This is a genomic window from Priestia aryabhattai, assembly GCF_023715685.1.
GTDB lineage: Bacteria > Bacillota > Bacilli > Bacillales > Bacillaceae_H > Priestia > Priestia aryabhattai_B.
Genome location: NZ_JAMBOQ010000001.1, coordinates 558,867 through 577,823 on the forward strand (window position 1 = coordinate 558,867; position 18,957 = coordinate 577,823).

Here is an 18,957-nt window from a genome sequence, read left to right on the forward strand (position 1 = left end):
GCTACACCCCTCCTAATATGCGGATCATCGCGCGCATCGCTTCTATCATTTGTTCGAATATGATTTGCATCATATAAAACATGCTCCCCATCACTACAATCAGCAAAATAAAAGCGACAATAATTTTCACCGGAAATCCCACTACGAAAATATTTAACTGCGGAACGGTTCTCGCGACGATTCCAAGCGCGATATCGACTAAAAATAATGAACCAACCAAAGGCAAAGACATTTGAACAGCTACTAAAAACATCGATGAAAAAACAGTCATGATGTGTGTAGCAAATGCTTGGCTTCCCACAGGAAAAGCTACTTTGTCTAACGGAATAATTAAATAACTATTATAAATGCCGTCTATTAATAAATGATGTCCATTGGTCGATAATAAAAATAGAAGAGCAAATACATATAAATATTGACCTAGTATCGGGCTTTGTGCCCCTGTCTGTGGATCTATTACGTTGGCAATGGCAAAACCAATTTGAAAATCGATAAGACCTCCTGCAATTTGAATAGCTATAATAAATACATACGCAGTCAAACCAATAAACAAGCCAACAGCACATTCTTTTAATACTAAAAATACAAACTGTGCATCTAACGAAACGACGGGTAAATCAATCGTTGTCGCAATAATGACGGATAGCAAGGCAGACAAACCTACCTTATGAACTGCGGGAATAGTTTTGTATGAAAATAGCGGAACCGTGATAAAAAAAGACGTTACCCGCACTAGCACTAGTAAAAACGCGGGATAGGATAAGATCAACTGACTCATAGCTATCCTACGTACCGATACAGATTTGAAAAAATTTCATATGTAAATGAAATCATTTTTGATAACATCCACGGACCAAAAAATACAATCCCTACTAAGACCGCTACAATCTTAGGAACAAAAGCAAGAGTTTGCTCTTGGATTTGGGTAGTTGCTTGAAAAATACTAATAATGAGCCCAACTACAAGGGCCAGCAGTAATAAAGGACCAGATACAATTAAGATCGTATACACGCCTTTTTCTGCTAACGAAATGACAAATTCTCCATTCATTGTCTACCACCTATTGAAAACTTATTAATAATGATTTAATAACTAAATTCCAGCCGTCAACCAGTACAAACAGTAAAATTTTAAACGGGAGCGAAATCATAACGGGAGGAAGCATCATCATTCCCATAGACATCAGCACGCTTGCTATAATCATATCGATAATGAGAAAAGGAATAAAAATCATAAATCCAATTTGAAATGCCGTCTTTAGCTCACTGATCGCATAGGCTGGAACGAGCGCAGTTAAGGGAATATCTTGAACAGATGATGGTTTATCTATATCCGCATATTCTAAAAAAAGAGCTAAATCTTTTTGTCTTGTATGAGCACTCATAAATTCTTTCATCGGTTCGGCTGCTTTTTCATAGGCTTGATTCAACGTGATTTTTTCTTTTAAAAGCGGCTGAAGCGCCTGTTCATTTACTTGAGAAAAAGTTGGCGCCATAATAAAAAACGTTAAAAACAGCGATAGACCAACTAATACTTGATTAGGAGGCATTTGCTGGGTCCCGAGCGATGTACGCACAAATGAAAGCACAATGACAATTCGTGTAAAACAAGTCATCATGATTAAAATTCCAGGAGCTACCGAAAACACCGTCAGCAGCAACAAAAGCTGGACAGACGTTGAAATATTTGTAGGACTGCTCGAGTTAAAGAGATTCATCACTTCATTCATCGTTCTTTTTGTTCCTTTCTAACTCTTTCAGTACGTTTTGTCTTTTCATTTTCATTTCATTCATTTCTCGCTGAAAAAGCTGCTGAAAAGAATGACTAGACTTCTCTTCTTTTTTAGAAGTTAATTTTTCTAAAAACGCCGGTAGTACGACTTTATATTCACCCTCGTTTTTCTGTTGTTCTTCATACTGCGTAAGCAGCTGCTGTTTCTCTTGTCCTGTAATTTCTGAAAGAAGCTGCACATTTTCACCAACTCCAATGACAAAAAGCTGATTTCCAACTTTGACTACTTGTACAGACTTGCTGCTTCCAACATTTGTACCGCCCAAGTTTTGTACTACTTTATTTTTTTGTAGCAGCCTTCCTTTTTTATTTGCAAATTTTAAGAGCGCAAAAAGCAGCCCAATTACAAGTAAAAACGCGAATATCATCTTCACGATATCTCCAGCTGAAAGCGTAGGCGTCCCCTGAAGTTCAGTTTTTTCTTTTGAATTAGTACTCTCACTTTCCGAACACTTCTCCGTTTTTTCCAAACATTCTTTTACCGATGTAGATCCACTTTCTGCATAGACGATTTGATTTGATCCTGCTAATACGCTTGCTAACAGCACAGCAATTACGAACTTTCGCAGCAATGTCTGCCACCTCTTACTTCAACATAGTGTAAGATTAGCGGGAAAACCCCGCCAATCTGTTGTTTATCCAATTGCTTTTGAAATTGCCTCTAATACACGATCTGCTTGAAACGGCTTAACGATAAAATCTTTTGCCCCCGCTTGAATTGCATCAATCACCATTGCCTGCTGTCCCATGGCTGAACACATAATCACCTTAGCATCACTTTTTATGTTTTTAATTTCTTTTAAGGCCGTAATTCCATCCATTTCAGGCATGGTAATATCCATTGTGACAAGATCTGGTTCATGCTCTTTAAATAACTCTACAGCCTGCTGACCATCTGCCGCTTCCGCTACTACTTCATATCCATTTTTCGTTAAAATATCTTTAATCATCATGCGCATGAATGCAGCATCATCTACAATTAAAATTCGGTTTCCCATCTCTACTCCTCCTAAAAATTATTATTTTAGTTTATTAATACGGTCTCTTTGACTAATAATATCGGTTACGCGAACGCCAAAATTCTCGTCAATAACGACCACTTCACCTTTTGCAATTAATTTGCTATTAATCAAGATATCTACCGGTTCACCTGCTAGTTTATCAAGTTCAATGATTGCACCAGAAGATAATGCTAAAATCTCTTGCACCGTTCGCTTTGTCCTTCCAAGCTCCACGGTAACTTGAAGCGGTATATCAAGCAGCATTTCTAAATTTCGAGAATCTCCTTGAGGAGAAGACACGTGCTCGAACTCTGAAAACGATGCGGGCTGAACATCAACTGGTACATGAACAGATTCTGCCCGCTGTGTTTCTTCATGCTGTATGTATTCAGCTGCTTGCGATTCTGTTTGCTTTTCATTAAAATCTGGTTCTTTTTCAATAGAACCAGCTGTATCTTCTGCGCTTGGAACTAAGAGCTCTTCAACCAAACTTTTTGCGAACGGCATAGATAAAAGCTGCATAATATTCGAATCAATTAATGTGCCCACCTTCAAATTAAAAGAGACTTTTACAAAGACGTCATCTTGCGGAATCAGCTTTGTACCTTCCCCTTTTTGAATATTTAAAATATCTAAGCTCGGTGGAGAGATATCAATTTTCTTTTGAAATACTGTAGACATAGACGTTGCTGCAGAACCCATCATTTGATTCATCGCTTCCTGCACTGCACTCAGCTTAATTTCATCCATGATTTCCGCCGGATTCTCTCCCGTTCCCCCAAGCATCAAATCTGAAATAACAGCTGCATCTTCATGTTTAATGACCAACAAGTTCGTACCAGAAAAGCCTTCTGTATACTGAACTTGCACAGCGACATGAGGATTTGGAAATTCACCCGTTAGCTCTTCTTTATGTATGAGCGATACAAACGGTGTTGTAATATCGACTTTTTGATTTAATAAAGCCGAGAGCGCCGTTGCTGAGCTTCCAAACGAAATGTTTCCAATTTCGCCAAGCGCGTCTTTTTCCATTTCCGTAAAGTAATCGTCTACTTGACTTGACTTGTTCGGCTCCGAAAACTCGTCAAGTGAAGAAGTTCCTTTTAACAACGCATCAATTTCATCTTGCGAAAGCATGTCATCGTTCATTCCTTTAGTTCCTCCTCTTAACATCATCTAGAATTTGCACAGCTACTTTTCGACTGACTTTTCCAGGCTGTGCAATAAATTTAGGTTGCTCTCCGACGTAAATAGTTAACGGATTATGAACGCTTGTTTGCAGTCGAATGACATCTCCTGCATCTAATGCTAAGAAATCTTCAATTGAAATATCCGCTTTTCCTAGCTCAGCTACAACCTGCAATTCCGCATCATTAATTTGTTTCTTTAGCTGCTCAATCTCTTCTACATTAGGTTCTTTTTTCGAAGATTGCATCCAGTAATGAACGGATAGTTTGGACACGATAGGTTCAAGCGTAACGTGCGGAATACATAGATTGATCATGCCCGTTTCATCTCCAATTTGAACGTTCAATGAAATGACAATGACAATTTCATTTGGCGAAATCACCTGCAAAAACTGAGGATTCACTTCAAACTCTGATGTTTCAGGTTCAATTTCCGCAATGGAACTCCAAGCTTCTCTCATACTTTCTAACGTTTTATCTAACAAGTTTCGAAGCAAGCTCATTTCAATTTCCGTTAAGTTACTAATTTTTTCACCGCTCTCGCCTTGTCCTCCAAGCAAGCGGTCAAGCATCGCATAGGCAATGTTCGGATTGACTTCCATAATGATATGCCCTTCTAAAGGAGGGACGGCTATCACATTTAAGATGGTTACTTTAGGAACAGAACGGATAAACTCCTCATACGGAATTTGATCCACCGATACAACGGACACTTGCACAACGTTACGAAGCTGCGCCGAAAAAACAGTGGTCAGCATGCGTGCATAATTTTCATGAATTCGCGTCAAACTGCGAATCTGATCTTTTGAAAAACGCAGCGCCCGTTTAAAATCATATGTACGAATACGCTGTTTTTTATTTTCATTTTTTAATTCATCCGCATTCATCTCTCCAGTTGATAACGCGGATAATAGCGCATCAATTTCATTTTGTGATAATACATCCCCAGCCACTAGCTTCCCTCCCTGTTTCTTTACTGCAACACTTTAGACGTTGTATAAATTCTAACAACATGTCCGTTTTCCATTAGCTGATCAATTTGCTTTGCAATATCTGTTTCTAACGTGCTGAGCCCTTGCGTTCCTTCAAAATCTTGCACACTCATATTTGACAGCTCGTTAATGATAATATCTTTTACTTGAAAATCTCTTTTTTGAAGCTCTTCCGCTGCTTTTTTACTATCCATTTGAATTTTAAAGGAGATACTGATATAGTTATTGCTTTTTAAATTTGTTTTAATATCTGTTACATCTACAGAGGTTTTAATCACATCGTCGATAGATGGACCTTTTTGAATACTTGCCTGCTCTGTATACTTTAACGTGACAATAACCGCAATGCTTCCTATTAAAGTAAGAGAAAGTAGGATAATAATCCTCTTACTAATTAACTTATTTTTAAACACGCTTTATTCCTCCGTCGTTTGCTGCAGTCCTAATACGTTAATTCGCTGATAATAACGCGTCACTTTCTCATTCACTTCTTCAACTGAATCCTTTACCACTAGCTTTTTATTATTCGTTAGCGTAATGGTCGTATCAGGAAATGCTTCAACCTGCTCGATGTATAGAGCATTTAACGTAAATGTTTTACCGTTTAGCTTTGTTAAAGTAATCATGACCTACCGGAGTAAAAGTCACTCCTTCCTCCTGCCTATCGTTTTAGATTCACTAATTCTTGTAGGATCTCATCGGATGTTGTGATAATTCTTGTGTTCGCTTGAAATCCACGCTGTGCAACGATCATTTCCGTGAATTCTTCCGATAAATCAACGTTGGACATTTCAAGGGCGCTTGAGACTAGAGTTCCTGTGCCGTTGTTTCCAGGAGTAATGTTTGCAGGAGTTGTAACCAGCCCTGCGTTTGGAGTATCTGCAAACAAGTTTCCTCCTGTTTTTTGAAGTCCTTCATTGTTAGCAAACTTTGCAAGTTTGATAGTACCTGCAACCTGAGTTGCACCATTATTGTCTACATAATTAACCGTTCCATTCGCTCCAATGCTGTAGCTTTTAGCTGTAGTTGGATCAATTCTAATATTTCCATTAGTGCCCTGTACATATAATCCATCTCCAGTTACTAAATCACCTTGACTATCCAAATAGAAATTCCCTGCTCTTGTGTAATAGTCTGATGCTCCATCATTTACAACAAAATAGCCGTCTCCAGAAATAGCTACATCCAGCGGACGACCCGTTGACTGAATGCTTCCTGCCGTTTGGATTGTATCGATCGTGCCAATTTGTGAACCTAAACCGACTTGTTTAGCATTGACACCTCCACGGTTTCCTGCCGGTGCTGTGGCTCCTGCTACTTGCTGACTCACTAAATCTTGAAACGTTGTACGTCCTTTTTTATAGCCGTATGTATTAACATTGGCAATGTTATTTCCTAGGACATCTAATTTAGTTTGAAAATTCTTCATGCCGCTGATTCCTGAATACATCGAACGTAACATAAAATCACTCCTTAAATTTGGTTGGTTAACTGCTTACTTCTAGGATATCGTTTAGCGAAAGTACCGTATGATTTTCATCATTGATCCTAAACGATATCTCATTGTTTTTGACAGATGCTGTTGAAATGACTCCTTGCTTTTTATTTCCTTGTTCATCTACCCATGCAGCGGTTTTGCCAATTAATTCGCTTCCTTTTAAAATAGGAGAAGCCTGAGACTGCGTTAAAAACGTATTGAGCGATGTGCTCATATTTGTCATTTGTTCAAGAAATGAAAACTGAGCCATTTGAGCAATAAAGTCTTTGTCTTCCATTGGATTCATTGGATCTTGATTTTGAAGCTGAGCAATCAAAAGCTTCAAAAAATCATCTTTGCCAAGCGAGCTGTTTCCCGTCTGCTTCACTTGTGTTTCTTTATTACCTAGATACAAGTCAGACGTAATTTCATTTGTCATTGTTATCACCTATACGTTGTAATTAATGAGCGCTGCTTCAAAAGAAGATAGAAAGGAAGCCGATTCTTCCAATTGTTGTGAATCTTGATCTTCTTCTTTCCTAAATGTCTCTTTTTCCTGTCTTTCTTTTTGCTGGTCATTTTCATTGTTATACGACATCGCTTGTTCTGAAAGTAGCACATCGATTTTATCAATTGATACATGCTGAGACGCTAGACCGTGCCGCAAAGTCGAAAGGTTGGATTCTAATAGCTCTTTTGTTTTTACTGACGATACGACAATTCGCGCAACCGTTTCATTGTCTTGCTGAAGCATTTCAATTGAAATCGCACCGAGCTGTTTTGGAAATAACTTAATGAAAAGCTTGGATGTTCCCTCTCCAGTACTCAACGAAGCTTTACTCCATATTTTTTGCAGCTCGTTTAACAAATTGCTAGACTGTTGATAGTCAGATTTTGCTTGCCCTAGATGAATAGAAAACTGCTGAATCTTAGGCATTTCTCCGGTTCCAAAGGTTGATGGATGGTTCTCTACTGTCGCCCCGGTTGGGTTTGTACCAAACGAACTTTCGCTATTTTTTTGGGAGCTATCTGTATCCATACTTTCGCTACGTAAAATCACATCTTTTTTCCAAGGGAGTTGATTAAAAAACGGCACTTTTTCCTCTTTACGAAAAGCATACATATCTCTTGCAGACTCTGATGGTGCTGAATGAACAACCGCCGCATCGACTTTATCAGCGGATACACGCTGAGACGTGAGAACTTGTCGTAAAGTCGAAAGGTTGGATTCTAACAGCTCTTTTGCTTTCGCTGACGATACGACAGCCTGCGCAATCGTTTCATTGCCTTGCTGAATCACTTCAATTGAAATATTACCTAACTGTTTTGGGAATAACTTAAAGAGAAGCTTTGATGTTCCCTCTTCAGTACTCAACGAAGCTTTACTCCATACTTTTTGCAGCTCGTTTAACAGATTGTCAGACTGTTGATGCTCAGATTGTGCTTGTCCTAAATCAATAGAAAACTCTTGGACCTTGAGCATTTCTCCAGCCCCAAAAGATGATGGATTATTTTCTAATGTCGCCTCGGCTGTGTTTGTACCGAAAAAACTTTCACTATTCTTGCTTGAACTATTTGAATCCGTGCTTTCGTTATTTAAAATCACATCTTTTTTCCAAGAGATTTGATTTAAAAGGGGCACTTTTTCCTCTTTACGAAAAGGGGCCACATCTCTTACAGAATCTTTTGGTGCTGAATGAACAATCGCCGAAAAGCCAGCTGAGCGCTTTTCATGTAAGGTATCGGTCAATACACCTGGTTGTTTATAAATTTTCTCTATTTTTTCAGTAGCAGCTTTCCGTAAATCCTCAAGCTGCGAATCCGAAAGCTTCACTGACTGCAGCTGCGGTTTTAGGAGTTCTTCCATCAGCTGAGTAAACTCTGTTTGAAAAGCAGACGATGTATTTTTACATATGGTCAACAAAGTAGAAATAGAAGATAAATACTGTTCTTGACTGTCTGTTTTGGACGAAACTGGCTCCTGCTCCATTTCTGTTAAAACATTCTGCATCTTTAGGAGCGGCTGCTCAAAATCGCGACTACTTGGAATCCTATTTATCATTTCGGCTAGGTGTTCGTATAAAACAGACGATTCAGCTTCTTCATCTTCTGCTTCGCTTAACTGAATCGTAATTAACCCGACCGCCTTTAAGACGGCTTGATCTACCTCTTGTTCGTCCGATGATTTCTCCTTATCCGCTGAAGGCTGCGCCTCTAACTGCTGAAGCTGCTGAACGATTTCTTCAAAAAAACCTTGAGTCTGAATAACAGCTGCTTTTTCATCGAAGTTTACCTTTAATGGAGCTGCTGGACGTAGTGAAATTTCCACTGTTTTCACCTCTGCTTTTATTCATCAATCTGATCCGTTAACAATGTCGTATAGCGTGCAGCTACTTTCGGGTCCATTTTTTCTAAAATTGCCGTTCTTGTACTTGCTTTGAACTGCTTAAACATCGCAACGGCTTTGTCTTCTTTTAACTCGGCAAAAATGAGCGCTGCATTTTTAGGAGACATGTGTTCATAGGTAGTAATGACATCTTTCCTTGCTATCTGATTGTTTTTTTGTTTTTTCGCTTCATCATCGGCTTTTTCTTCCATATCACGCATTTCAATTTTTAGTTCATCCATTTGGCGATCTTTTGTACTGATCATTTTTTCATAAGCTGCAATTTGCTTTTCTTTAGCACTCAGCTTCTTTTGAAGGCTCTCAACCTGCTTTTGTATTTCTTCATTGCTTTCTTGAATATTTTCATTTTTTTGTGACTGCTCACTTGATACAAACGGAATAGCGTGTGTAACAGCTGAAACTTTATCATTTACATTAACGCCTAAAAGTGTCAGGACAATATAAGCTGCCAAGATGAGGAACCCCGCTGGAATAAAGATTAAAAATAAAAACAATTGGCTTTTACTATAAGACTTTTCTTTTTCGTACTCTTCTCTTAATTCTTTTTGTTTAGCCATGTTTTTCACCTAATTTCTATGCAGCATGTACTGCTGTAGCGACAGCTCATCCATTTGCTTAGCCTCTAACTGTTTTTCCGCTGTTATATAAGAATCGTAGTCTCTCTTTTTTAACTTTTCATACTTTTTTACTTCTATGTTCTTTTCTTCTAACTTAAGTTTCTTTAAGTTCATTTGCTGTCTTGTAAGCATGACCTCTTGTTGTAGCCTTTCAATCACTCGTTCGGCACTTGTTAAAAACTGCTGAAATGATTTAATTTCTAAAATAGAAAGCCCTTGCTTCATTTTGTCCGTATGCTGTTCAATCAGCTTTTCTTTTTCTTTTAACTTTTTATAAAGCTTTTCACCCGCTGTTTCAAACTGCTGTAAAGATTGATTATATTGAGATAGCAGTTCATCTTTTTCATTTGACTTGATTACCATTATTTTAGATAACCTAAATTCATATGCCATATTTACTCACCTTTCACAAACAGTTCACAGAGCTTTGTTACACTTGTTTCAAATGATGGATGTTCGTTCGTTTTTTGTTTTAAAAATGCATCAATGACAGGGTGGTAGTCGATCGCCTCATCAATGTAAGCAGAAGATCCTCTTTTGTAAGCACCTATGTTAATTAAGTCTTCAGAATTAGCATAGGTAGCCATTAATGAACGCAGTTTTTCAGCTGCTTCTCTATGTCTTTCATTTACGATATGATTCATCACGCGACTAACGCTTTTTAAGACATTGATGGCCGGATATTGACCTTTATTGGCCAGCTCCCGATCTAGTACAATATGTCCGTCTATAATGCCTCGCACCGTATCAGAAATAGGTTCATTCATATCATCTCCGTCTACTAGTACAGTGTAAAAGGCAGTAATAGATCCATGTTGATTAGTCCCAGTACGTTCCAGTAACCTTGGCAAGCTAGCAAAAACAGATGGTGTATAACCTTTAGTAGTGGGAGGCTCACCTACAGCTAATCCAATTTCTCGCTGTGCCATTGCTACACGGGTAACAGAATCCATCATCATCATGACGCTCAGACCCTCATCTCGAAAGTATTCAGCAATAGAGGTAGCTGTGTATGCCGCTTTCATTCGAAGTAGAGCAGGTTGATCAGAGGTAGCAACTACTACAACGGAGCGCTTTAACCCTTCTTCTCCAAGGTCTCGTTCAATGAATTCCCTGACTTCTCTTCCTCGCTCACCTACAAGAGCAATGACATTGATATCTGCTTTTGTATTGCGAGCAATCATCCCGAGCAACGTACTTTTCCCCACACCGCTTCCTGCAAAAATACCTATGCGCTGCCCTTGACCTACTGTTAGCAAACTATCAATCGTTCGTACACCTACTTCAATCGGCTGTTCAATAGGCGGGCGCTCTAGGGGATTAGGGGGGTCTTGATCCGTTAAAACGGAAGGCAAGTAATGAGAAAGTTCAGACCCATCTAAAGGGTTACCTAACGAATCAAGCACTTGACCTATTAACTCTTTCCCTACGCTTACCTGCAAAGGTTTTTCTGTGGTTTCCACTAGGCAGCCAGGTCCGATATATCGAACAGACGTATAAGGCATTAAGACAACGTGCTCACCGTTAAAACCAACAACTTCTGCACGGATTTTATCTCCTCGTTCACTAAGATGGATGAAGCAAACATCTCCTATTGACGTTCTAGGTCCTTTAGATTCAATCATCATTCCTACTACTCGACTGACTTTCCCATACCGTTTAAAAGAAGCAGTGCGCGGGATTTCATAAATGAGTCGTGCGACTTTCATGTTTACTCTCCTCCAACAAACGTTCTTTTAATTTTTTCTTCATTTCCGTTAACTGACTATCAAAAGAAGCAACAAGACGCCCATAAGAGGATTCGATGACACAATCCATTTCCTGAAGATTTTCATCTACATAAATAAACAACCCGGTTTCTCCGTTTAATAAATCGAACAGTTCTCGTTTATGTTCACATACGTATGCATATTTTTTCGGAGAAACAAAAAGCTGGATTTCTTTATGTTCTCTAACTTCTTTTAAAGATCTCGCAACAAGTGATAAAAATGATTCATTCCTTTGAAGCTGTTCATTTAAAATCGTTTCTGCTAGGGTGAAACCTAATTCAAAAATGACTTCTTCAGATTGATTTATATATTCGTAGTACTGGTTCTTCGTTTCGTCCACAATGTTTCGCGACATCGCTAATACATGTTCGTACTCTTGTTTTCCTTGAAGCAGCCCTTCTTCGTATCCTTTTTCATAGCCCCGCTTTTGTTCTTGTTGAAACAGCAGCACCTTCTCTTCTTCCCACTGCTTTTTCAAACGTTCGACTTCATTTTGAACTTGTTTATGGTAAGCGTCTGCCTTGGCCTTTATCATTTCAGCTTCACTGTGCGCTTGCTCAATAACGTGCTGTGCATTTTCTTGCTGAAGATGTTCTTCTGTCAGCTCATCTTGTATCGGAAAACCAAATGGAATGACTTGAATGTGCTTAGCATTTTCGTCTGAAAGTTTGTTCGTATAAGTTGATTTAATGATATTAGACAATAATATCTTCTCCTCCACCTCGAGCTATTACAATTTCACCAGCATCTTCTAAACGTCTAATTGCAGCAACGATACGTGACTGAGCTTCCTCTACATCTTTCAAACGTACAGGACCCATAAATTCCATTTCCTCTTTAAAAGTTTCCACCATACGACTAGACATATTTTTAAAAATAATAGATTTCACTTCTTCACTTGCTACTTTTAAGCTCAACAATAAATCATCATTTTCTGCATCTCGTATCACACGCTGAATAGAACGGTTATCGAGCGTTACAATATCCTCGAATACAAACATTCGCTGTTTAATTTCTTCTGCTAGTGCCGGATCTTGAATTTCAAGCGTATCAATAATGATTTTTTCAGTCGCTCGGTCTACTCCATTTAATACTTCAACTACTGCTTCTAAACCACCTGTTTGGGTATAGTCTTGGGTCACAGTAGCAGAAAGCTTTCTCTCTAAAATTTGCTCTACTTCATTAATGACTTCCGGAGACGTACTTCCCATCGTTGCAATCCGTCTTGCAATATCCGCTTGCCTTTCCTGAGGCAGTGATGATAAGATTTGTCCTGCCTGTATGGGCTCTAAGTAAGATAAAATAAGGGCAATCGTCTGAGGATGCTCATGCTGAATAAAATTCAACAGCTGCATAGGATCAGCTTTTCTGGCAAAGTCAAACGGACGAACTTGCAGAGAAGAAGTTAGTCGATTGATAATCATCATAGCCTGCTCTGATCCGAGTGCTTTTTCTAACACCTGTTTCGCATAGCTTACTCCTCCTTTTTCAAGGTAGTTTTGAGCAAGCGTTATTTGTTCAAACTCATTAAGCACAGCTTCTTTTAGAGAAGGTTCCACTTTTCTCACCGAAGATATTTCAAGCGTTAACTGCTCAATTTCATCTTCACTGAGATGTTTATAGATAGAAGCTGATACATCCGGGCCGAGAGAAATCAACAAAATGGCTGCTTTTTGCTTTCCAGTTAACTCATTTTTTTGCATAGCCTTTACCATTAGCTTCCCTCCTAATCTTCACTAATCCATGTTCGCAGCAGTTTTGCAAATTCTTCCGGATCTTGCTTCGCTAACGTTTCAAGATTGCTTCTTGTTTGCTGTTCGGCACTTAAAGCAGGAGCTTTTTGTGCCGCTTCATATGCTTCAAATGTTTCATCATATTCATCTTCATCTAAGTCTTGACGTCTTTTTCTAACTAACAGCACAATAAGAACAACAATAACAAGCAGCAGTGCTCCTCCGGTTATATACATCCACAATGGAATAGACCTTGCTGTGCTATCAGCTGTTTCTTGTCCATTAAACGGCTGAACAGAAACAGTGATCTTATCACTGACCGCGTTATCCGAGAGAGCTTTCGTATTTGCATCTTTTGAAATAGAAGTGCGAACAATTGTACCTAGCATTTTTTGAACGTCTGATTCAAGCGTATCCGAAACTTGTGATTTCCCTTTTGCATTGGACGGATCTATCATTACTTGAATGCCAAGATCTTGAATTTTGTATGGACTTTCGACGATTTCTTTATGAATTCGATTTACTTCATAATTAATTCGTTCTTCATTTTTTTCGTAGTCTCCGTCTCCACTTGTTGTGCTAGATGAGTAGTTTGTTGTATCTTCTTCCCCTGTTCCAGCAACGCCTCCATCTTGAGCATTTTTACCAGAAAATGTTTCATTAATTTTTTCAGCGCTAACGGCAATTCCTTGCATATTATCTTTATCAACAGGCTCTACTAGTTTTTCTTCGCGATTTTCCTGCGTAAAATCAAGATCTGCTGTAACAGAGACCATTACTTTGTCTTGACCGACCAGTCTTCCTAGCATTTGCTGTACTTGACGCTGAATATCTCGCTCCACTTCTTTTTTCGCTTCGTTCTGCGAAGCAAATGAGTTAGAAGCTGAATTAGTTTCGTTTCCTTTTAAATCAAAATACTCAAAATATTGGTTCATAATAACAATATTATCTGTAGGAAGGTTTGGAACACTTTTTGACACTAAATGATAAAGAGATTTAATTTGCTGATCGTCAAACTTATAACCTGCCTTTGTATTGAGCACAATCGATGCAGATGCTTCTCCCTGCTTTTCATTCGCCCATACGCTTTCATTGGGAAGGGTAATCATTACTTTTGCATCGTTGACTCCTTGAATGTTTTTCATTAAGTTAGCCAATTCAGTTTGCATCGCATCAAGCTTTAACACATCAAATTCATTATCTGTCATACCAAAGCTCGCATTTTTCCCAAAAAACGAATAGTCGATACTTCCGCTGTCAGGAATTCCTTGTGCAGCTAAATCAACTTTTAGCGAGTCAACGCTTTGCTCAGGCACTGAAATGATTGTTCCGTTATCAGAGATTTCTGAAGGAACACTTCTAGCATCAAGCTCTGCTTTAATTTGTCCTGTTTCTTGAGCTGATAGATTGCTATAAAGAGGGACAAATTTATCCTTATTTAAGAAAACAGATGCTAAACTAATCACTAGAATAGCCGCAAGAGGAACAGCGATAAGGGCTATTTTCTGTCCTTTTTTGCGGTTATTCCAAAAGACTTTCATCTTATCTCGATAAAAAGCTATTCTTTCGTTCATGGTATTCCTCCGGTTATTACTATTTTCATTTCCTTTAATAACCGCTCAATTACATTTGCATTCTCATCATTTCCTGATAGGCTTCAACAGCTTTATTGCGTATTTCAAGAGCCGTTTGCATCGTAATACTTGCTTTCTGAGCAGTAATCATTACATCTTGAAGTTCGACATTTTCTCCTTTAGCAAGCTTTTCAGTCGCTATATCCGAAGCGCGTTGAGTATTGTTTAATTCATTGATTGAGTCTTTTAAAAACGTTGAAAACTGTTGAGTTGTTTGTCCAGTACTAGTAGAAGCTGCTGTTTTTGCCATCGCTACTTGATTGCTGATACCATTAATCATTTTATTTCTCCTTTATTTTCCAATTTCTAACACCTTTGTTAACATGCTTTTGTTTGTATTAAAGACCGTCACGTTTGCTTCATAGGATCGAGTGGCACTAATCAAATCCGTCATTTCCTTTAAAGGATCTACGTTTGGCATCTGCACGTACCCTTGGTCATTCGCATCTGGATGCGTGGGGTTATATACTAAATTAAAAGGAGTATTATCTTCTACGATATCTGTGACTTTTACACCATTGTTTTGACTTTTATTGATTTCGGAGTGTAAGAGAGACGAAAAAGAAGGCGAACGGTCAGACTGCATGACAACCATTTTTCTTTTATAAGGCTGCCACTCACCATTAACGTACGTCCCTCTTGTCGTTTCAGCATTCGCCATATTAGATGAAACAACGTCCATTCTTAAACGATTGGCAGTTAAAGCTGAAGATGTAATATTCATATTTTGAAAAATAGTCAAACTTATTTACCTCCTCTAATGACTGTTTGAAGAGAATTAAATTTTCCATTTAAACGATCTACCAGCGCTTCATAATAAATTTGATTTTCAGCCATATCCGCCATCTCTTTATCCATATCCACATTGTTTCCATTTGCTTGATAGGAAGTGTTTCCTTGCTGAGCAATCACTCTCTGGGATAAATTAGAAAATGGAACATGTTGTGAATCAGTCCGATATGCTTCTAACTCGTTATGTAATAAATCTCGAAACTCACTCGTACGCACTACTGTTTTCGATTTATAATTTGGAGTATCAACGTTTGCGATATTTTGTGCAATCGTCTGCTGCTTTTGTGACGCATAGCTGATTCCATTTTCAATTGTTTGAAAAGTAGTTGAAAATAAACTCAATTCCTACACCTGCTTACCTATTCTATTTTCCTCAAAAAAATTGATGACAAATCTCGACTTTAGTACCATAGAACTTATTGTAAAAAAAACTTCATGCAATGTCTATCCTTTTTTAAGAACTTTTGGACTATAAACCAAATTTTTCGTTCATTTTCCCAACATATTTTAACGCCAACACTATACTTTAGCTCTATTTTTTAAATTTAAAGTAAAAATATATACCATAAGTCCTGAATAATATGTAATAAAAGTAACGATTTGTAATCAACTAGTATCTTTTTACTTTTAAAGATTCTATAATATAATTTTTAGATTTTTATATGAAGTTTATTAAAGATTTATAAAAACGGTGAACGAACCGCCTTAATCTTTTTGTACTGAGAGCATACAAAAAAAAGCACACAGGCAAAGCCCGTGTGCTTTTTGGTTCATAAACTTAGTTAGATTTTAATTTTTCAAGCTCTACTAAGAATTTGTTGTTAAGAACTTTAATGTAAGTTCCTTTCATTCCTAAAGAACGTGATTCGATAACGCCAGCACTTTCTAATTTACGTAGCGCATTTACGATTACTGAACGTGTAATTCCAACGCGGTCAGCAATTTTACTTGCTACTAATAGTCCTTCATTTCCATTTAACTCTTCAAAGATGTGCTCAATAGCTTCTAACTCACTGTATGATAATGAGCTAATTGCCATTTGTACAACAGCTTTGCTACGTGCTTCTTCTTCGATCTCTTCTGCTTTTTCACGAAGAATTTCCATACCTACTACCGTTGCACCGTATTCAGCAAGGATTAAATCATCATCTTCGAACTGACGGTCTAAACGAGATAGTACAAGCGTACCTAGACGCTCTCCGCCTCCGATAATTGGAACGATTGTTGTTAGTCCTGCATCAAATAAGTCTTTATTTTCAACTGGGAAAGCTGTATATTGACTTTCAATGTTTAAGTTAGAAGATGTTTCTTGAATGTTAAATAGGCTTTGAGTATATTCTTCTGGGAACTGGCGTGCTTCTAACATATCTTTCATTCGCGCATTCTCAATTTGCTGTTTAACAGCGATTCCTAATAATTTACCGCGACGGCTTACTACGAATACGTTTGATTCGATCACTTCGCAAAGTGTTTCAGCCATTTCTTTAAAGTTTACTGGTTTACCAGCTGCTTTTTGTAGCATTGCATTAATCTTTCTAGTTTTCCCTAATAAATCCATTAGTACTCTTCCTCCTGCGATTTCAGTTCTATAAAATAAATTGACTCAAATCTTTGTTTTTAGCGATTTTTTCTAATTTTTCTTCCACGTACTGCGGAGTAATCACAATTTTCTCTAATGTCACTTCTGGTGCTTCAAACGATAAATCCTCTAGCAAACGTTCTAAGATCGTATGAAGCCTTCTTGCACCAATATTGTCTGTATCTTGATTTACCTGATATGCAATTTCTGCAATCTTACGTATAGCATCGTCAGAAAATTCAATTTGTATACCTTCAGTTTCCAATAATGCCGCATATTGCTTTAATAACGCATTATCTGGCTCTACTAAAATGTTTATAAAATCTTCAACGGTTAGCTTCGTTAATTCAACGCGAATTGGGAATCGACCTTGCAATTCTGGAATTAAATCCGACGGTTTTGATACATGGAAAGCACCGGCTGCTACAAATAAAACATGATCAGTTTTGACTGCGCCATATTTTGTAACAATCGTTGACCCTTCTACAATTGGTAAAATATCTCGCTGCACGCCTTCACGTGAAACATCAGCTGAAGATGAATTACCACTTTTCTGAGCAATTTTATCAATTTCGTCAATGAAAATAATTCCGTATTGTTCTGCACGATTCACAGCTTCTTGCGTCACTTCATCCATATCAATCAATTTTTGCGCTTCTTCATTTGTTAATACTTTTCGTGCATCTTTAACAGTAAGCTTGCGCTTTTTTTGTTTTTTAGGCATAAAATTGCTTAAGGCATCCTGCATGTTCATGCCCATTTGTTCCATACCCGAACCTTGTAACATATCAAACATAGAAGGCTGTTGCTCTTCTACTTCAATTGTGACATAATGATTTTCAAGCTCTCCTAAAGCAAGCTGATGAGCAATCTGTTTGCGCTTCGTTGCAATATTCGTTTCCTCATCTTGATCAGGATCCGTATCACTTGGCTGTGTACCGTTTGAAAAAATCATTTCAAACGGATTTTTAAACGATTGCTGCTTCTTTTTGCTTGGAACAAGAAGCTCTACTATGCGCTTGTTTGCATTTTCTTCTGCGCGATCACGCACGCCGTTCATTTTTTCTTCTTTCACAAGTCGAACTGACGTTTCCACTAAATCACGAACCATTGACTCTACATCGCGTCCTACATATCCAACTTCCGTAAATTTTGTTGCCTCAACCTTAATAAAAGGTGCACCGACAAGCTTAGCTAAGCGGCGTGCAATCTCGGTTTTACCCACACCTGTAGGACCAATCATTAAAATGTTTTTCGGCACAACTTCATCACGTAAAGATTCGTCTAGCAGACCGCGTCGATAGCGATTTCGCAGCGCAACAGCGACCGCTTTCTTTGCCTTCGTTTGACCAATAATATACTGATCGAGCTTTTCTACAATTTGTCGAGGTGTTAAATGAGAATTCATAAAAAAATCCCCTTTCCTACAGTTCTTCTACAATAATATGATCATTTGTATAAACACATATCTCACTTGCTACATCTAAAGCTGCTTTTGCAATTTCTTTAGCCGTTAAATGTTCGCCTGCGTGTTGTTTTAATGCACGTCCCGCTGATAAAGCATAATTTCCGCCTGATCCAATTGCTAAAATACCGTCGTCCGGTTCAATAACTTCACCCGTTCCTGATACTAACAGTAAGTTATCTTTGTTCATAACAATAAGCATTGCTTCTAACTTTCGCAATACTTTGTCACTTCTCCATTGTTTAGCAAGCTCAACGGCTGCACGCTGAAGATTTCCGTTATACTCTTCAAGCTTCGTTTCAAATAATTCAAAAAGAGTGAATGCATCAGCTACTGAACCTGCAAAGCCGGCAAGAACTTGCCCTTGAAATAGACGTCTCACTTTTCGAGCAGTATGTTTCATCACAACAGCATTTCCGAACGTTACTTGTCCGTCCCCAGACATGGCACATTGACCGTTATGCTGAACCGCAAAAATCGTAGTAGCATGGAAAGTAGACAAATTAACTCCTC

Annotated in this window: 24 protein-coding genes; all 24 read right to left on the minus strand. The window is 38.2% G+C overall.

The features are described 5' to 3' along the window. Window position 1: 1 nt before the first annotated feature. On the minus strand, window positions 2-778 hold the full coding sequence (gene fliR, locus M3225_RS02850; protein WP_251391004.1) for a flagellar biosynthetic protein FliR: 777 nt from the start codon (window positions 776-778) through the stop codon (window positions 2-4). Window positions 779-780: 2 nt separating this feature from the next. Next, window positions 781-1,050 carry a flagellar biosynthesis protein FliQ gene (gene fliQ, locus M3225_RS02855; RefSeq protein ID WP_016765390.1) on the minus strand — a complete coding sequence of 90 codons (270 nt, stop codon included), beginning with the start codon at window positions 1,048-1,050 and terminating at the stop codon, window positions 781-783. A gap of 10 nt (window positions 1,051-1,060) precedes the next feature. Beyond that, a complete protein-coding gene (fliP, locus tag M3225_RS02860; RefSeq protein ID WP_014458448.1) occupies window positions 1,061-1,729 on the minus strand; it encodes a flagellar type III secretion system pore protein FliP in 669 nt (222 codons plus the stop codon). Beyond that, window positions 1,722-2,363, minus strand: a complete 642-nt coding sequence (locus M3225_RS02865; RefSeq protein WP_251391006.1) for a flagellar biosynthetic protein FliO — start codon at window positions 2,361-2,363, stop codon at window positions 1,722-1,724. Before M3225_RS02865 ends, fliP begins: the two co-directional genes overlap by 8 nt. A gap of 63 nt (window positions 2,364-2,426) precedes the next feature. Then, complete coding sequence (locus M3225_RS02870) at window positions 2,427-2,789, minus strand: response regulator (protein ID WP_251391008.1); 363 nt, start codon at window positions 2,787-2,789, stop codon at window positions 2,427-2,429. Between the two features lie 21 nt (window positions 2,790-2,810). Then, window positions 2,811-3,941: a flagellar motor switch phosphatase FliY gene (fliY, locus tag M3225_RS02875; protein ID WP_251391010.1), complete on the minus strand. Its 1,131-nt coding sequence runs from the start codon at window positions 3,939-3,941 to the stop codon at window positions 2,811-2,813. Between the two features lie 4 nt (window positions 3,942-3,945). Continuing rightward, the gene (gene fliM, locus M3225_RS02880) at window positions 3,946-4,932 is read right to left on the minus strand and encodes a flagellar motor switch protein FliM (protein WP_251391012.1); all 987 of its coding nucleotides are present in this window, start codon (window positions 4,930-4,932) and stop codon (window positions 3,946-3,948) included. Window positions 4,933-4,952: 20 nt separating this feature from the next. After that, a complete protein-coding gene (gene fliL, locus M3225_RS02885; RefSeq protein WP_251391014.1) occupies window positions 4,953-5,384 on the minus strand; it encodes a flagellar basal body-associated protein FliL in 432 nt (143 codons plus the stop codon). A 3-nt stretch (window positions 5,385-5,387) separates the two neighbouring features. Continuing rightward, on the minus strand, window positions 5,388-5,597 hold the full coding sequence (locus tag M3225_RS02890; protein WP_221779301.1) for a flagellar FlbD family protein: 210 nt from the start codon (window positions 5,595-5,597) through the stop codon (window positions 5,388-5,390). A gap of 35 nt (window positions 5,598-5,632) precedes the next feature. Continuing rightward, complete coding sequence (flgG, locus tag M3225_RS02895; RefSeq protein WP_251391016.1) at window positions 5,633-6,433, minus strand: flagellar basal body rod protein FlgG; 801 nt, start codon at window positions 6,431-6,433, stop codon at window positions 5,633-5,635. A gap of 25 nt (window positions 6,434-6,458) precedes the next feature. Next, on the minus strand, window positions 6,459-6,887 hold the full coding sequence (flgD, locus tag M3225_RS02900) for a flagellar hook assembly protein FlgD (protein WP_251391018.1): 429 nt from the start codon (window positions 6,885-6,887) through the stop codon (window positions 6,459-6,461). Window positions 6,888-6,896: 9 nt separating this feature from the next. Continuing rightward, window positions 6,897-8,777 carry a flagellar hook-length control protein FliK gene (locus M3225_RS29790; RefSeq protein ID WP_251391020.1) on the minus strand — a complete coding sequence of 627 codons (1,881 nt, stop codon included), beginning with the start codon at window positions 8,775-8,777 and terminating at the stop codon, window positions 6,897-6,899. Between the two features lie 17 nt (window positions 8,778-8,794). Beyond that, window positions 8,795-9,412: a MotE family protein gene (locus M3225_RS02910; RefSeq protein ID WP_251391022.1), complete on the minus strand. Its 618-nt coding sequence runs from the start codon at window positions 9,410-9,412 to the stop codon at window positions 8,795-8,797. 9 nt (window positions 9,413-9,421) lie between these two features. Then, window positions 9,422-9,865, minus strand: a complete 444-nt coding sequence (gene fliJ / locus M3225_RS02915) for a flagellar export protein FliJ (protein ID WP_251391024.1) — start codon at window positions 9,863-9,865, stop codon at window positions 9,422-9,424. A gap of 2 nt (window positions 9,866-9,867) precedes the next feature. Then, the gene (gene fliI / locus M3225_RS02920) at window positions 9,868-11,181 is read right to left on the minus strand and encodes a flagellar protein export ATPase FliI (RefSeq protein ID WP_251391026.1); all 1,314 of its coding nucleotides are present in this window, start codon (window positions 11,179-11,181) and stop codon (window positions 9,868-9,870) included. After that, window positions 11,156-11,944, minus strand: coding sequence for a flagellar assembly protein FliH (gene fliH / locus M3225_RS02925; protein ID WP_251391027.1), 789 nt, complete (start codon window positions 11,942-11,944; stop codon window positions 11,156-11,158). Before fliH ends, fliI begins: the two co-directional genes overlap by 26 nt. Beyond that, window positions 11,937-12,956: a flagellar motor switch protein FliG gene (gene fliG, locus M3225_RS02930; RefSeq protein WP_251391028.1), complete on the minus strand. Its 1,020-nt coding sequence runs from the start codon at window positions 12,954-12,956 to the stop codon at window positions 11,937-11,939. The genes fliH and fliG overlap by 8 nt, the downstream gene beginning before the upstream one ends. Window positions 12,957-12,967: 11 nt before the next feature. Continuing rightward, window positions 12,968-14,548, minus strand: a complete 1,581-nt coding sequence (gene fliF, locus M3225_RS02935) for a flagellar basal-body MS-ring/collar protein FliF (RefSeq protein WP_251391029.1) — start codon at window positions 14,546-14,548, stop codon at window positions 12,968-12,970. A 49-nt stretch (window positions 14,549-14,597) separates the two neighbouring features. Further along, the gene (gene fliE, locus M3225_RS02940; RefSeq protein WP_251391030.1) at window positions 14,598-14,888 is read right to left on the minus strand and encodes a flagellar hook-basal body complex protein FliE; all 291 of its coding nucleotides are present in this window, start codon (window positions 14,886-14,888) and stop codon (window positions 14,598-14,600) included. A 12-nt stretch (window positions 14,889-14,900) separates the two neighbouring features. Continuing rightward, entirely contained in the window at window positions 14,901-15,350 is a 450-nt protein-coding gene (gene flgC / locus M3225_RS02945; RefSeq protein WP_154973144.1) for a flagellar basal body rod protein FlgC, read from the minus strand. 2 nt (window positions 15,351-15,352) lie between these two features. Then, window positions 15,353-15,742: a flagellar basal body rod protein FlgB gene (flgB, locus tag M3225_RS02950; protein ID WP_251391031.1), complete on the minus strand. Its 390-nt coding sequence runs from the start codon at window positions 15,740-15,742 to the stop codon at window positions 15,353-15,355. A gap of 436 nt (window positions 15,743-16,178) precedes the next feature. After that, window positions 16,179-16,958 (minus strand): GTP-sensing pleiotropic transcriptional regulator CodY, encoded by a 780-nt coding sequence (codY, locus tag M3225_RS02955; protein ID WP_013058882.1) that lies wholly within the window; start codon window positions 16,956-16,958, stop codon window positions 16,179-16,181. 28 nt (window positions 16,959-16,986) lie between these two features. Next, entirely contained in the window at window positions 16,987-18,387 is a 1,401-nt protein-coding gene (gene hslU, locus M3225_RS02960) for an HslU--HslV peptidase ATPase subunit (RefSeq protein ID WP_251391032.1), read from the minus strand. 16 nt (window positions 18,388-18,403) lie between these two features. Continuing rightward, complete coding sequence (gene hslV / locus M3225_RS02965) at window positions 18,404-18,946, minus strand: ATP-dependent protease subunit HslV (protein ID WP_013058884.1); 543 nt, start codon at window positions 18,944-18,946, stop codon at window positions 18,404-18,406. Between the last annotated feature and the right edge of the window lie 11 nt (window positions 18,947-18,957).

Excerpts from the sequence above, each read along its gene's own strand:
- fliR (WP_251391004.1), bottom strand. The coding sequence starts at position 778 with ATGAGTCAGTTGATCTTATCCTATCCCGCGTTTTTACTAGTGCTAGTG.
- fliF (WP_251391029.1), bottom strand. The coding sequence starts at position 14,548 with ATGAACGAAAGAATAGCTTTTTATCGAGATAAGATGAAAGTCTTTTGG.
- fliG (WP_251391028.1), bottom strand. The coding sequence starts at position 12,956 with ATGGTAAAGGCTATGCAAAAAAATGAGTTAACTGGAAAGCAAAAAGCA.
- fliY (WP_251391010.1), bottom strand. The coding sequence starts at position 3,941 with ATGAACGATGACATGCTTTCGCAAGATGAAATTGATGCGTTGTTAAAA.
- flgD (WP_251391018.1), bottom strand. The coding sequence starts at position 6,887 with ATGACAAATGAAATTACGTCTGACTTGTATCTAGGTAATAAAGAAACA.
- flgG (WP_251391016.1), bottom strand. The coding sequence starts at position 6,433 with ATGTTACGTTCGATGTATTCAGGAATCAGCGGCATGAAGAATTTTCAA.
- M3225_RS02890 (WP_221779301.1), bottom strand. The coding sequence starts at position 5,597 with ATGATTACTTTAACAAAGCTAAACGGTAAAACATTTACGTTAAATGCT.
- M3225_RS02910 (WP_251391022.1), bottom strand. The coding sequence starts at position 9,412 with ATGGCTAAACAAAAAGAATTAAGAGAAGAGTACGAAAAAGAAAAGTCT.
- fliI (WP_251391026.1), bottom strand. The coding sequence starts at position 11,181 with ATGAAAGTCGCACGACTCATTTATGAAATCCCGCGCACTGCTTCTTTT.
- fliP (WP_014458448.1), bottom strand. The coding sequence starts at position 1,729 with ATGAATGAAGTGATGAATCTCTTTAACTCGAGCAGTCCTACAAATATT.
- fliE (WP_251391030.1), bottom strand. The coding sequence starts at position 14,888 with ATGATTAATGGTATCAGCAATCAAGTAGCGATGGCAAAAACAGCAGCT.
- codY (WP_013058882.1), bottom strand. The coding sequence starts at position 16,958 with ATGGATTTATTAGGGAAAACTAGAAAGATTAATGCAATGCTACAAAAA.
- fliJ (WP_251391024.1), bottom strand. The coding sequence starts at position 9,865 with ATGGCATATGAATTTAGGTTATCTAAAATAATGGTAATCAAGTCAAAT.
- M3225_RS02870 (WP_251391008.1), bottom strand. The coding sequence starts at position 2,789 with ATGGGAAACCGAATTTTAATTGTAGATGATGCTGCATTCATGCGCATG.
- hslU (WP_251391032.1), bottom strand. The coding sequence starts at position 18,387 with ATGAATTCTCATTTAACACCTCGACAAATTGTAGAAAAGCTCGATCAG.
- fliQ (WP_016765390.1), bottom strand. The coding sequence starts at position 1,050 with ATGAATGGAGAATTTGTCATTTCGTTAGCAGAAAAAGGCGTGTATACG.